Origin of the sequence: Williamsia herbipolensis (genome assembly GCF_036153515.1) — a bacterium.
GTDB classification, from domain to species: Bacteria; Actinomycetota; Actinomycetes; order Mycobacteriales; family Mycobacteriaceae; genus Williamsia_A; species Williamsia_A herbipolensis.
Window position 1 is genome coordinate 1,420,941 of sequence record NZ_CP108021.1, and the last position, 12,861, is coordinate 1,433,801.

12 protein-coding genes and 1 tRNA gene are annotated in these 12,861 nt (G+C 68.5%); 3 read left to right on the forward strand and 10 right to left on the reverse strand.

What is annotated here, in order from left to right; all coding sequences use genetic code 11:
- Nucleotides 1-141 precede the first annotated feature (141 nt).
- The 3 genes from OG579_RS06590 to OG579_RS06600 all read right to left on the reverse strand — a co-directional run bounded on the left by OG579_RS06590 (nt 142) and on the right by OG579_RS06600 (nt 2,766).
- A complete protein-coding gene (locus OG579_RS06590; protein ID WP_328858519.1) occupies nt 142-942 on the reverse strand; it encodes an alpha/beta fold hydrolase in 801 nt (266 codons plus the stop codon).
- 43 nt (nt 943-985) lie between these two features.
- The gene (locus tag OG579_RS06595; RefSeq protein ID WP_328858520.1) at nt 986-2,512 is read right to left on the reverse strand and encodes a DUF222 domain-containing protein; all 1,527 of its coding nucleotides are present in this window, start codon (nt 2,510-2,512) and stop codon (nt 986-988) included.
- A 128-nt stretch (nt 2,513-2,640) separates the two neighbouring features.
- Nucleotides 2,641-2,766, reverse strand: a complete 126-nt coding sequence (locus tag OG579_RS06600) for a hypothetical protein (protein WP_268810454.1) — start codon at nt 2,764-2,766, stop codon at nt 2,641-2,643.
- A gap of 132 nt (nt 2,767-2,898) precedes the next feature.
- Between OG579_RS06600 and OG579_RS06605 the strand changes: the two genes are divergently transcribed.
- The gene (locus OG579_RS06605; RefSeq protein WP_328858521.1) at nt 2,899-3,354 is read left to right on the forward strand and encodes a limonene-1,2-epoxide hydrolase family protein; all 456 of its coding nucleotides are present in this window, start codon (nt 2,899-2,901) and stop codon (nt 3,352-3,354) included.
- Nucleotides 3,355-3,393: 39 nt separating this feature from the next.
- Nucleotides 3,394-3,795: a VOC family protein gene (locus OG579_RS06610; RefSeq protein WP_328858522.1), complete on the forward strand. Its 402-nt coding sequence runs from the start codon at nt 3,394-3,396 to the stop codon at nt 3,793-3,795.
- Nucleotides 3,796-3,860: 65 nt separating this feature from the next.
- Here OG579_RS06610 and OG579_RS06615 read toward each other — a convergent pair.
- From OG579_RS06615 to OG579_RS06625, 3 genes are all read right to left on the reverse strand, one after another.
- Nucleotides 3,861-3,934, reverse strand: a tRNA-Met gene (locus OG579_RS06615).
- A 64-nt stretch (nt 3,935-3,998) separates the two neighbouring features.
- Nucleotides 3,999-4,964, reverse strand: a complete 966-nt coding sequence (locus tag OG579_RS06620; RefSeq protein WP_328858523.1) for a prenyltransferase/squalene oxidase repeat-containing protein — start codon at nt 4,962-4,964, stop codon at nt 3,999-4,001.
- Between the two features lie 54 nt (nt 4,965-5,018).
- Nucleotides 5,019-8,072 carry a UPF0182 family protein gene (locus OG579_RS06625; RefSeq protein WP_328858524.1) on the reverse strand — a complete coding sequence of 1,018 codons (3,054 nt, stop codon included), beginning with the start codon at nt 8,070-8,072 and terminating at the stop codon, nt 5,019-5,021.
- 146 nt (nt 8,073-8,218) lie between these two features.
- Here OG579_RS06625 and OG579_RS06630 point away from each other — a divergent pair, with 146 nt between their 5' ends.
- Complete coding sequence (locus OG579_RS06630; protein ID WP_045823555.1) at nt 8,219-8,821, forward strand: PPA1309 family protein; 603 nt, start codon at nt 8,219-8,221, stop codon at nt 8,819-8,821.
- 20 nt (nt 8,822-8,841) lie between these two features.
- Here the strand turns inward: OG579_RS06630 and OG579_RS06635 are convergent, their stop codons facing one another.
- The 4 genes from OG579_RS06635 to OG579_RS06650 all read right to left on the reverse strand — a co-directional run bounded on the left by OG579_RS06635 (nt 8,842) and on the right by OG579_RS06650 (nt 12,840).
- Nucleotides 8,842-9,879 (reverse strand): YlbL family protein, encoded by a 1,038-nt coding sequence (locus OG579_RS06635; RefSeq protein WP_328859176.1) that lies wholly within the window; start codon nt 9,877-9,879, stop codon nt 8,842-8,844.
- A gap of 62 nt (nt 9,880-9,941) precedes the next feature.
- A complete protein-coding gene (locus OG579_RS06640; RefSeq protein WP_328858525.1) occupies nt 9,942-10,883 on the reverse strand; it encodes a hypothetical protein in 942 nt (313 codons plus the stop codon).
- Between the two features lie 53 nt (nt 10,884-10,936).
- Nucleotides 10,937-11,797: a hypothetical protein gene (locus OG579_RS06645; RefSeq protein WP_328858526.1), complete on the reverse strand. Its 861-nt coding sequence runs from the start codon at nt 11,795-11,797 to the stop codon at nt 10,937-10,939.
- On the reverse strand, nt 11,794-12,840 hold the full coding sequence (locus tag OG579_RS06650; RefSeq protein ID WP_328858527.1) for a hypothetical protein: 1,047 nt from the start codon (nt 12,838-12,840) through the stop codon (nt 11,794-11,796). The genes OG579_RS06645 and OG579_RS06650 overlap by 4 nt, the downstream gene beginning before the upstream one ends.
- Nucleotides 12,841-12,861 lie beyond the last annotated feature (21 nt).

Below are 12,861 nucleotides of genomic sequence, written 5' to 3' on the forward strand. Positions count from 1 at the left end.
GCCTGCGGTCCGCGGGACAGGCCGAAAGGAGGTGGGTGGTCGATACTCCGGTGACGCCTACCGAGTGGGCTCAGCCCTGTCCGCGGACCCGGAGGCGCCTCGGCGAGCGCCTGGGATCGATGATAACCGGTGCGCGACCGGTTATCGAGGGCTCGCGGCGGGTTCGCTGCCGGCGAGCAGGATGGACGCGATCAGCTCCGGATTGTCCGACATGGGAACGTGTCCCACGCCGGGCACCGAGATGATGCGTGCGTGGGGGAAGTGTGTGGCCACGTTGTGGCGGTCGCGGTGCGGGAGGATCAGGTCGCGCGTCCCCCACGCGACGGTGACCGGCACCAGCGGTGAGGTGACCGGCGGCAGCTCGAACGGTGCATCGACACCGCCGGCGAGCGTCGTGTTGGTGAGCAGCGAGCCGACGTCGATCACCGCGTTCTCGTAGGAGATGCGGCTGGGGTGGGCAAAGAACGGTGCCAACGACGGGTAGCGAACCAACTTGCTGCGAAACGCCTTCGGCGCCTGATCCCCCATCGCGCCGGCGGCCGCACGCAACGCACGGAACTTGGCCAACCCGCGCGCCTGGGCCGCCGGGGTCTTCCAGAACCCGGCCGGCGACAGCGCGGTCGCCGAGGCGACGTCTCCGCGCGCGGCCAACGCCATGGCGAGGAAGCCGCCGAGTGAGTTCCCGGCGATGTGCACCGGCTCGTCGGGCCCGCCGACCTCGGTGACGAAGTCGGAGAGGCTCTCGATGAATGCGGCCAACCGCTCGGCTCCGAAGACATCGACGTCGTCGGATTCGCCGTGACCGGGCAGGTCGACGGTCACGACCCGCCGATATGGCGTCAGCAGGTCGAGCACCGGATCCCAGGCCTGCCTGCGATGGACCACTCCGTGGACCAAGACCAATGTGGGGCCGTCACCGGCCACGTCGTGTCGCAGACTCATGCGCAGAACAGTAGACGCACGGCTGTGCGCCACCTGCCGCACGTCAGAACGGTGGTGGGCTGTCGTCCTCGGCGTCGCGTGCGGCTTGCTCTTCCGCCTCTCGGGTGCGTCGGTTGTGTTCTCGTTCGGTCTGTCGGCGGGCGTGTTTGTCTGCCAGGCGTGGTCGGCGTCTGGTCGGTGCGGGTTCTGCTGTTGGGTTGGCCAGTGGTGGTGCGTTCTGTGGTGCGGTGAATTGGATGTCTTTGAGGGCGGGGAACAGGTCGGTGCCGTCGAATGCGGGCCCGTCGACGGTGAGGCCTTCGGGGGTGATGATCACCGATTGGATGCGTCCGTCGCGGCCGATGGTCTGGTCGTCGAGGAACGCGGTGTGGGTTTTGAGGTTGTGGTGCAGCCGGCATTTCGACCCGGTGTTGCCCGGGCACGTCTGCCCGCCATGGGCGGGATGGTCGTGGTCGTACTCGTGGATGTGGTCGATGTCGCAGACCCAGGCGGGTCGTTCGCATCCGGCGACGTCGCAGTACAACGACCGCGCCCGGACCACGGTGTCCAGTGCGGTCGACGGCCGATACGGATTCCCCGGGGTGTGTGGTGCGAGCGGATCGTCGGAGTGTCCGATCGGGGCGATCTGTACGCCGGGTTCGGTGAGGAGGTCGTCGAGGTGGGCTGGGGAGATCACCCCGTACCCGTCGAGAAAACACGGTGTCTCCCCGTCCCCGGCGACGGTCTCCAGATCACAGATGACATGCAGGGTCATGTGTGTCCCGGCGCCGGGTAGATCCCGCACTGCAGGCGCTTCGGGGTCGGGAACCGTAGGGGCATCGCACGACTCATCGCCGCCGCACTGGCATTCCCACGCCACCCCCATGACGAGACAGAAATGCGCATCCGACTTCCTCGCCGCCAACGACCGACCGTCCTTGTCGCAGACCGCGCGGGCCAAAGCGTCAACCCGTCGGGATATCTGGATGGCCTTCTCAGCGGTGGAGGTGGCCTCCACCCGCGCCATGCCGTCCTCGAGACGTTCGGTCCAGAACCCCCGCGCATCGACCGCCGCCTTGCGTCGAGCACGCACGGCGTCGGGGTCGACGCGGTAGACGCTGCGGTCAACCATGTCCCGGATCCGTGACGGCGACCACGACCCCCGACGACGCAACGCCGCCGCGATCTCGGTGTCGACGACCTGCTGGGCGTCACGGTCGATCAGCAGGTCGGTGCGTTCGACGATCACCCGCACATACCGCGGTGCGAGTTTCCCGTCCCGGAGACACTCAGCCACCTTCGGGAGCCGGTCACGTAACGCGACGGCGGTGTCGACGATCCGCTCCGCCGCGCCCTGGGAGATCGAGTGGGTGACCGCGATCCGGGCCGCGCACTGCATCGTCGCGTCGAACGTTCGACGATCCGACGCCTCATGGGGCACCACCAACTGCCGGTGCAGTTCACCGGCGTCGCGATACCGCGTCCACTCCAAATAGGCCTGTCCGGCGGCGGCGTGAACCATGTTGCCCAACAACGCGTTCACCGGCGCAGCGACGTGATCGGTGAGCAACCCCACCGACCCCGCATCCACCCCAGCCCAAGCTGTGACAACGGGGGTGGACGCGCCTTCGCTCCGAGCCTCGCTGCGCTCAATTCTCACTCGTCGCACCCCCGCGTCGCGCATGAATCAACCCTAGAACAGGGGTACGACAATCACCCTCAGCCGATGTGGAACACGTACCCGCCGATCAAGATCGCGATGCCCGCGGCAATCGCTCCGATGGCACCGATGCCGATGAACGGCGCTGCGATGATCTGCGCGATGGTGGTGGCGACACTTCCCATGACCGACTCCTCTCGATGAATCGGCGCCATGCCGGTCCGGTACCATAGCGTACCAAGATCCTTACCTCTCCGCACGACCGAATCCGGATCGAGACCTCGCGGGTCGCGCCATCGAAGTGCGATGGTGGACGCATGGACACCGACATAGTCACGGACACCACCGACCACGCGATGGTCGTCACCGATTTTCTCCACGCTCTTCGCGATGAGGACTTCGACGCCGCCGCAGCGCTTCTCGCCGACGACCTCGTGTACGAGAACGTCGGGTTGCCCACCATCCGCGGGTCCCGACGGGCGATGGCCCTCTTCCGACGGATGGAGGGCCGGGTCGCGTTCGACGTGATCGTGCATCGTTCGACGTCGAACGGATCGACGGTGATGAACGAGCGCACCGATGCGCTGACCTTCGGGCCGGTGCGGCTGCAGTTCTGGGTGTGCGGCGTCTTCGAGGTGACCGACGGACGAATCACACTGTGGCGCGATTACTTCGACCTGGCCGACATGACCAAGGGTCTCATCCGCGGCGTCCTCGGCGCTGCCGTGCCCGCTCTGGGGCGGACTCACCAGGGGACCCGGCGCCCAGCCTGACCGTGCCCCTGGGACCTACGCCGTCCCTAGGATGAGCTGATGCGAGCCCTCCCCTTCCTGACCTTCCAACCGTCGTCCGACAGTGTGGCGGCCGCCGCCATGTCCGCCTACGTCCACATCTTCGATGGTCGGGTCATCTCGGATCGTCGCCGAGGCGCGGACGAGCCCGGAGGCGAGGGCACGGTGTTCCTCGCCGAGTTCGAGGTGGCCGGGCTGCGGATCCGGTGCAGCGACTCGGCGATCACCCATGCATGGGATGTCACGCCGGCGATGTCGATCTGGGTCGACTGCCACACCGAGGACGATCAGCGTCGCGTGTTCACCGCGCTGTCAGAAGACGGCCAGGAGTTCATGCCGCTGGGCGACTACGGATTCGGGCCGTTCGGCTGGGTACAGGACCGCTTCGGCGTCAGCTGGCAGATCGGGGTCACCGCGGACTGACCGAGACCACCGATCACATAAACGAAAGAGACCCTCGGAGCGAACTCCGAGGGTCTCTTACCTAGTAGCGGGGACAGGATTTGAACCTGCGACCTCTGGGTTATGAGCCCAGCGAGCTACCGAGCTGCTCCACCCCGCGTCGGGTGAACACAACGTTACACAGCGGCTCGCGCAGACTGCAAATCGCGCCCTGAGCTGCGGCATCAGCGGTGATGGTCGTCCCACCAGGCCAGAACTCGGGTCCCGATGAGCGTCAGCCAGCGGGACGGTTCGCCGGGCGGGACGTCGGTCTGGAACCACACCGCGCCGGGATGCCGGCCACCCTGCAGCCACGTCCCGTCGTCGCGGCGGGCAGCGCGGATGAGAGCGATCGCGTCGGCCATCCGCGGGTCGGGACCGACGCCGTCCACGGAGGCGGCCATCCGGAGGTGATCGGCGGCGCCGAGCACGCTGTAGACCCACCGCGCCGGGTACACGAACCGGGTCGCCCACGGGCCGACGACCTCACCCGTGCTCGCCCTGCGGAACAGGTTGCGCGACAACAGGTACTCCTCGCCTGCTCGACGGATCGACGCGACGCGAATGTCGCCGGTGGCGATCTCGTAGGACAGCAGGCCGCGCAGCGAGTTCAGGGTCGAGTGGAACGAGGAACGCTGCGCGCCCTCGACCCATTCGCAGTTCCATCCCCCGTCGGCGAGCTGGTGTTCGGCGAACCAGTCGACGAGCGCTGCGACGTCGGCCCCGAGCCACTGTCCGTTGGCGAGCGTCATGGCGTTGATGCACGCATCCACCTCACCACCCCAGTAGGGCAGATCGTCGTACTCCCATCGGGCGTTTGCGGCGAGGAGCTCTGCGGTCCCGCGCCGTCGCAGCGGTTCGGCGTCGACGCCCCACTCCCGCAGGGTGGTCAGGCTCCACGTCGTCGCCGTCCACGGCTGGCCGTCACCACCACTGTCGACGAACCCGGCCGGGAAGAACGCACCGCCGGCCCACTGCCCGTCGTGGTCCTGCAGCGACAGCAGACGGGCCCCGTGGCCCTCGACCGTGGTGCGGGCACGTGTCGCCTCCCAGACGGCACTCGGCGCACCGACGACGTCGCGCTCGACCTGCCATCGCAGCGTGGGATCGGCGTCGAGCAGCCAGTCGACTCCGACGTCGGGCATCGCCATCGCAGGAACGCTAGTTCCCGGCCGCCGTCTGATCAACGACGACCGGGAAGGCGGTCACTTGGGGAGTGCTTCGTACCTCTCGGTCGCCGCACGGAGGCGATCGAGCGCCTGCCCGTACTGGGTGAAGTTGCCCGAGTTCTGCGCCTGCTGCAGCGCGTCGATGGCGCCGTTGAGCTCGGCGACCGCGGCGTCCCGGTCGGCGTTCGAGCCGCCGCTGGGTGCGGCGGTCGATGACGGCGGTGTCGAACTCGGGGCCGTGGTGGGCACCTGAGCCTGGCCGTTCTGGCCCGTCTGGCCGTTCTGACCCGTCTGGCCCGTCTGGCCGTTCTGCTCCCCGGTGTCCTGACCGTCCGGGACCGAGCTGGGATCGGTCGCGTTGGCGCGGCTGATGCCGGCCTGGGCGAGCGCCTCACCGATCGTCGGCGCGTAGCCGATGGTGATCGGCTGGTTGCTCGAGGCGCGGTAGCGGACGATCACGCGGTACAGGCGTGGGAACGTCGCGTCGTTCTTCGCCTGGGCGTAGAGGGGCACCACGTTGAGGATCCCGTTCTGCCCCACCGGGAGTGTGAGCAGATTGCCGAACCGGACGTTGGCCGAGCTCTGCAGGTTACGCAGATCCTCGTTGACCTGACCGAACGTCGACATCGCCGAGAACGCCTGCTTCGGGCCCTCGCGCTGTGGGTTGAGCGGGACCTCCCGCACGGTCATCTGCCCATAGCTGTCCGGGTTCGACGACACCGTCATGTACGACGCCAGGAAGTCCCGGTTGAGGGCGTTGAGCACGCTCGTCAGCTGGAAGGTCGCGTTGCCCGTCCGGGGGTCGGCCGCCACGAAGTAGTACGGCGGCTGATCGAGCCCCTGGGTGACGGCGTTCGGATCGGTCGGATCGGTCGGGACCGACCAGAAGGCGTTGCCCTGGAAGAACGTCTGCGGATCCTTCACGTGGTACTTCTCGAGCAGCGTCCGCTGGATCTTGAACAGGTCCTCCGGATACCGCACGTGCTCCACGAGGCTGGTGTTCTTGTCGAAGTCCGCGCGCGACTTGACCGAGCCCGGGAACACCTTCATCCAGGTCTTGAGGACCGGATCCTTGTCGTCGAACTGGTAGAGCGTCACCTTGCCGGTGTACGCGTCGACCGTGGCCTTCACCGAGTTGCGGACGTAGGCGATCTGCTTGTTGATCTGCGTACGACCGGTCTGGCCCTGGTTCAGTTCCTGGGCGTCGGTGGTGGCGTCCTGCAGCGACGTCTTCTGCGCGTACGGGTAGTTGTCGAGCGTGGTGTACCCGTCGACGATCCACTGGATCGACCCGTCGCTCATCACGGCCGGGTAGGTCTTCGAATCGACCGTGAGCCACGGCGCCGCCTTCTTCACACGGTCGCGGGGGTCGCGGTTGTAGATGATCTTCGAGTTCTTGTTGATCGCACCCGAGAGCAGGATATTCCGCTCGGTGTACTTGATGGAGTACGCGAGGCGGTTGAAGATGTTACCCAGCGAGACGCCGGCGTCGCCGGTGTAGGTGTAGCGCGGCGAGTTGGCGGTGTCGTACTCGACGCCCTGGCCGCCGTCCGACCCGACGATCGCGTAGTCGGGATTGACCTTGGAGATCAACTCGCCGAAGTAGATTCGTGGCTGTGTGACCTTGATGGGCGCGTTGGCCTTGTAGTCGGCGCTGTTGATGTTCTCGAGGTCGCTGACGTCGAACTCCGGCTGTCCGCCGTTGTTGACATCGGTGCCCGAGGACGCCGCCTGGGCGGTCCGGTTCGCCGGCGAGGCGACGAACCCGTTGCCGTGGGTGTAGACGGTGTGCTTGTTGATCCAGTTCTGCTGGTTCTCGGCGAACCGGCTCGGATCGAGTTCACGCACCGCGACGATGTAGTCGCGCAGTTCGTTGTTCACGCGGTAGCGGTCGATCGCGAGCTGCGATGGGAACCCGTAGAAGTTCGCGCCCTGCTGCAGCTGCGTGAACGCCTCGGAGATCACGTTCGGGTCGAGCAGGCGGATGTTCGACAGGGTCGCCCGGTCGTTGTCGACGGCCTGCTGCACCGCGGGCTGCTGGGTCCAGTCGGTCTGGTACTTGACGTTGTCGTCGCCGATCTTGTACGCCGCCTCGGTGGCGCTGATGTTGCGCCCGATGAACTCCGATTCCTTCTGCGCTGCGTTGGGCTTGACGGAGAACTGCTCCATCACCAACGGCCAACCGACACCGATCACCAACGCCGACAACAGCATCAACGCCGTCGCGAGGGCGGGGACACGGAGGTCGCGGAGCACGATGCCGCCGAAGAACGCGGCGGCACAGATGACCGCGATGGCCAACAGGATCAGCTTCGAGGGCAACACCGCGTTGATGTCGGTGTAGCTCGCACCGGTGAAGATCTCCTGCTTGCGGGTGCTCGAGAGCAGCGTGTACCGGTCGAACCAGTAGGCAACGGCCTTGAGCAGCAGGAAGAGTCCCGCGATGACGGCCAGCTGGATACGCGCGGCCTTGGTGAGCGTGCCGTTGCGCCCGTTGAGCGCGATGCCACCGAAGATGTAGTGCGTCACCAGACTCGCGATGAAAGCGACGACCAGCAGCACGAACAGGAAGTTCAGCACGAAACGGAAGAACGGCAGATCGAACGCGTAGAAACTGACGTCGTAGTTGAACTGCGGGTCCTTCACGCCGAACGACTCGCCGTGCAGGAACGTCTGGACCGTCGCCCACGACCCCTGCGCCACCAGACCCGAGAGCAGACCGATGATCAGCGCGGGCACGATCGCGAACCAGCGGATGCGGGTCATGACCACGGCGCGGTACCGCGCGATCGGGTCGCCCGGGCCACTCGTGGGCACGAAGACCGGGCGGGACCGATACGCCAGGGCAAGGGCGCCGAACACGATCGCCCCGGCGACGAACCCGACGATGAAGAACAACGCCACCCGCGTCCAGATGATGGTGGAGAAGACATTGCTGTAACCAAGATCGTCGAACCACAGCAGATCGGTGTACAGCCCGATCAGACGCGGCCCCACCAGCAGGATGACCAGGAGGGCGACGGCGACCCCGATCAGAATCTTGCTCCGCCTCGACAGTGTCGGCATTCCTGCCGGACCCCGTACGTTCACGTCTCACACTCCCACTCATGGTCCCGCGCCAGACGGCCACGGAGCTGCTTTGCCAACACTTTACTGACGGCCACCTCGGCGAGGAGGCCTCGTGCTCACGACCGCCGGTGACGGACCTGCCGCGTTCGCGGTGACAGGATGGGCCGGTGACCGACCACAGTCTGCCGCCACTGTCATCCGACGCCCTCGGCGTCGCCGTACGCGAGGTCGTCGAGTTCGTCGACGCCAACGGATGGGGACAGCCTCCCGTGCTGTTCGCGCTCGTGCCCACCGCGCTGGTGATGCAGGCACAGCCCGACCTCGTCGACTCCCTCGACGAGACCGAGTTGACGCTCGTCGAACAGGACCCGCTGCCGGTCTCCGAGGACAGCGGCATGACCGAGCTCGAACACGTCCTGGGCACCACCAGCTGGCCGGGCACCGTCGCGGGATGCGTGCTGGTGCAGGAGATCATCGTGTTGCCACCCGAGGCCGAGACCGATCTCGACGAGGCGCTCGTGCCCCTGCTGGCCGACCGCGACGCCGCCGACGAGGCCGCTCGCCAGACCGCGCTCGAACACCCCGAGGCGAACGAGGCGCGTCTGGTGGCCGCGGTCCTGCGCGGTGGTCAGAACCTGTGTCTGCTGCAGCTGCGGCCGCCGCTCGGCGAGGAGGACGCGCCCGTCGAGCTGCTCGCCCACCCCGAACTCGCGCCCAACCTCATCGCCGCGCTCACGACCACCCTCGAGAACGACCCCGAGGACTTCTGAACCCGGCACCCGCGGTGTGCTCAGCACCGGGTGACGTTCTTTCCGTCGCGGATCGCGGCGAGTTCGCCGATCGCGTCGGACAGGGTGTCGACCCGCACCAGGCGTAGGCCGTCGGGGACGTCGGATCGCGCCTCTGCGCAGTTCCCCGCGGGCACGAGGAAGTCGGTGGCGCCGGCCTCGCGGGCGGCGAGCGTCTTGTGGGTGATGCCGCCGATCTCGCCCACCTCGCCGGAATCGCTGATGGTGCCGGTACCGGCGATGAACTTGCCGCCGGTGAGATCGGTGGTGCCGAGCTTGTCGATGACGGCCAGGGTGAGCATCAGCCCGGCCGAGGGGCCGCCGATGTCGCCGACGTTGAAGTCGATCCGCAGCGACGGGTCGGCGTTGACGACCTCGGGGGTGACGCCCAGATAACCCTTGCCGGTGTCGCCGGGGCGCGCACCGAGGGTGACGCGCCGCTGCTCGACCGGCGTCGGGGTTCCCGCGGGCACGCTCGCGGCGGTGTTCGGCACACCGAGGGTGACCACGGCGCCGGGCTTCAGCTTCGAGACCGCGTCGCGCAGTTCGTCCGAGGTCGAGACCGCCGCGCCGTTCACGCTCACGACCCGGTCACCCGTCTTCAGGCTCGCCGCGGCCGGCCCCTTGGGGTCCACGGTCACCGTGAGCTCCGTCGGCCGCTTCAGGTAGCGCAGCGCGGCGATGGTGGCCGAGTCCTCCGACCCGCCCATCTGTTGCTGATCCTGGCGACGGGTCTCCTCGGTGCTCTGCCCCGGGGGGAAGACCTCTTCACGCGGCTGCAGCGAGTCACGGCCCGAGAACCACATCCCGATGGCCTGGAACAGGGTCAGCTGATCGGTCACCGACACCGTAGTGAGGTTGAGGTTGCCGTCGGTCGCGCGGACGGGGGCGCCGGAGATCTTCACCACGGGGGTCTGCCCGACGGCACCGAGGGTGTTCACGGTGGGGCCCGGTCCGAGGCTGACGTAGGGCACCCGGACGAACGCGCCGACGACGACCAACACCACCAGCAGCACCAGGGTGACGGCCAGCGTCACCATTCGCCGATTCGCCGGGACAACTCTCACGTCGACCACAGTAGAGGTTGCGCGGGACCCGCCCGTCAGCGTCGAGGTCCGAGGGTGACCACGCGCCCCGGGTGCGCCAGCGACGGCGCCGTCACCCGGTTCCCCTTCGCCGAACGGATCAACTGCCCCTCGAAGGCGGTGAGGCAGGCTGCGGCCGGCGACTGATAGGCCGAGGCGAGCGCCGGGGCGACGGCCGCAGCCCATCGCCCCTCGGCGGCGATGAACTGTTCCCGGTAGGGACCGTAGAACGGCAGGATCGCTTGCAGCACAACCGTTCCGGCGCCCGCGATCTGGTTCAGGATGGGGGTGAGCCACGGGAGGTTCTGGTGGATCACCGGTTCGAGTTCGGCGAGGAACGGACCGGCGAACTGCATGAGCGGCTGGATCGCCGGGCCGAGGGCGAAGACCTCGGACGCGAACGGCCCGAACATCGGCGAGAGCTCGACGATCGACGACAGACCGCCGGTCTTGTCGGGTTTCGGCAGTCCGATGGGGCACGCCGCCTGCTCGGTGATCGGTGCGACCGACAGACCCGCCCCGCCCGCACCGATCTGTGTCGATGATCCCGGGGCCCCGGCGCCGGGGGCGATGGGCGTGGCCGGGTTCGCGCCGGTACCGGGCGTGATGGCGGTGGCACCGGGCAGTGTCGCCCCACCGCCACCCGGGGTGATGGCCACCGCGGCGGCCGGGGCGTTCGCGGCAGGCGCCGCCGGTGCGGGCCTCGGCGATGTCGGCGTCGCGGCCCCCTGGGCAGCACCGGCAGGGGGTGACGCGGGCGCCACCATGGCCGCCTGCTGCGCGACGGCCGGTGTCGTGACCACCACCCGCCGACCGGCGTCGGCGTACCAGGTGGCCGAGGCCAGTACGGCGAGGACCGTGATGCCCGACAGCGCACGCACCACCGTCGGCGCCGACGGGCGGCGGCGGGCCGCGGGCTGGGCCGGGATCTCCTCGGTGATCGGGTCGTCGTGGCTCACGTCAAAGCTCTCTCTCGAGTGTTGGGCGGCGGCATCCACGTGGTCGGCGGGGCTCACGCGGACGGCGGTGCGGTCGACGGGGCGGCTGCCTGCGGTTCGTAGACACCCTCGAGGTGCCACACGCCGGTGAAGCCGTTGAACGGACCGCCTACGATGAGGCTGGTCCACTCCAGTGTGTATGCGAGCGTGCCGCTGTCGTAGGTGCCGGTGGCCGGAGGCCCGTCACCGGCCGAGACCGCGCTCTGCCCGAACCACTTCTGCGACACCCAGTCCCACGCGCGGGTGGCCTGCGCGACGCCGGGGACGGCCGGACCGGCTTTCGCCGGCGCCTTCGGGGCGCCCTGGTTGAACTCCTGGTTGTTCCACGACGCCGACCACGCGGTGAGGTTCGCCGTGAGCTTTCCGCCCTCGTTGCGCACCGAGGGCGCCACCACCGCGTTGCGGGTCTGGGGATCGATCGGGTTCGTCGAGGCACCGAACTCCACACCGAAGAACTTGGTGGGCGCCATGATCGACCCCGCGAGGGCGTTCCCGTCCCGGAATGCGGGGGTCGGTTCGGACTGGTAGCCGCCGACGCGCAGGCCGCCCTCGCTCCCCGGGGACAGGAGGGTGACGGTGCCGCCCTTCGCCGGCGAGTCCCCATTCGGCATGAACGGTCCCTTCTCGGGCGTACCGCCGGGTTGCACCATCGAGAACCACGATCCGGTGACCGTGTCGCCGGACACCGCGCCGGGCGTCAGCCGCAGCAGGCCCACGAGGTCGCCGGATTGCGCGGGCGCACCGGAATTCGATCCACATGCGGCGAGCAGGCCGGCGCCGAGCGCTAGCGCCACCACGAACGTCGGCAGCGATCGCCGTCGATGGCTCGTCCGGGCCGAACGCGGTCGCACCCGGGTGAGAAGGGAGAGGGTCATCGTGCTCCTGTCGTGCGTCGTGCGGTGCGCCCGAGCGCGCCCACCGCACCGAGAAGGCCGGCGAGCACGCCTGATCCGATGAGGAACCAGGGCAGCAGGGCGAATGCGCCGACGCCCAGGGCATCGGTGCGGTGGTCGAGCCGGGCGACGCCGGCGTAGTTCTTCACGTTGTCGTTCAGGGTCCCGATCAGACCTGCGAAATCCGACGACATCCGTTGCCACGAGGCGCTGAGATCGTCGACGCCGGCGAGATCGGCGCGCGACGAGACGGGGGTGTCGACCGCGGTGCGATAGCTGCTGTCGATCTGTCCGACCGCCCCGACGAGGACGACGAAGTAGTCCTGGACGTCGCGGACCTTCTCGGCGGTGACGACACCGTCGAAGCGATCGAGCAGCGGACTCGCGGCCCGCGAGTGCGACACCATCGACGTGGCCACCGGGTAGGCGACGAGGCCGACGGCGACCGCGAGGACGAGCGCGGCCGCGCCGATCCGGCCGGGCACGGTGTGTCCGCGACGCAGCCCCCACACCCCGGCCCCGATCAGCAGCAGTCCCGCGCCGACCGGCACGAACGGGATGACGTCCAACGGACGCATCGCCGCCAGGTTCCCGAAATCGCCACGCGCGGAATCGATCCGATCGAGCAGCCCGGTCATGTCGGCGTCGATGTCGCCGTACCGCGTCTGGAACCCGGCGACCTGCGGGAACCGTCCGGCGTCGATCCGGTTGGCCGCGTCAAGACGCACCGTGGCCGCACGTGCGACGGCGAGTCGGTCGAGGTCTGCGCGGAAGCCGTCGAGACGATCGGTCGTCATGTAGGGCTCGAAGGCGCCGATCATGGCCTGGCCCTGGGCTGCCGGGTAGAACATGCCCCCGGCCAGCGGCGCGATGGTCAGCACCGCACCGAGCAGCAGCACGAGAACCCATCGCCACCGGCGCAACCGTGCCCCCGCGTCGCCGGGGACCGGTGTCGGCACCGACTCCGCGTCGCCGCGCCCCTCCCCCGGATACGACGGCAGGACGGCGTCGTGCCGTTCGCTCACGCTCACCGCGGGTGGGCGGTC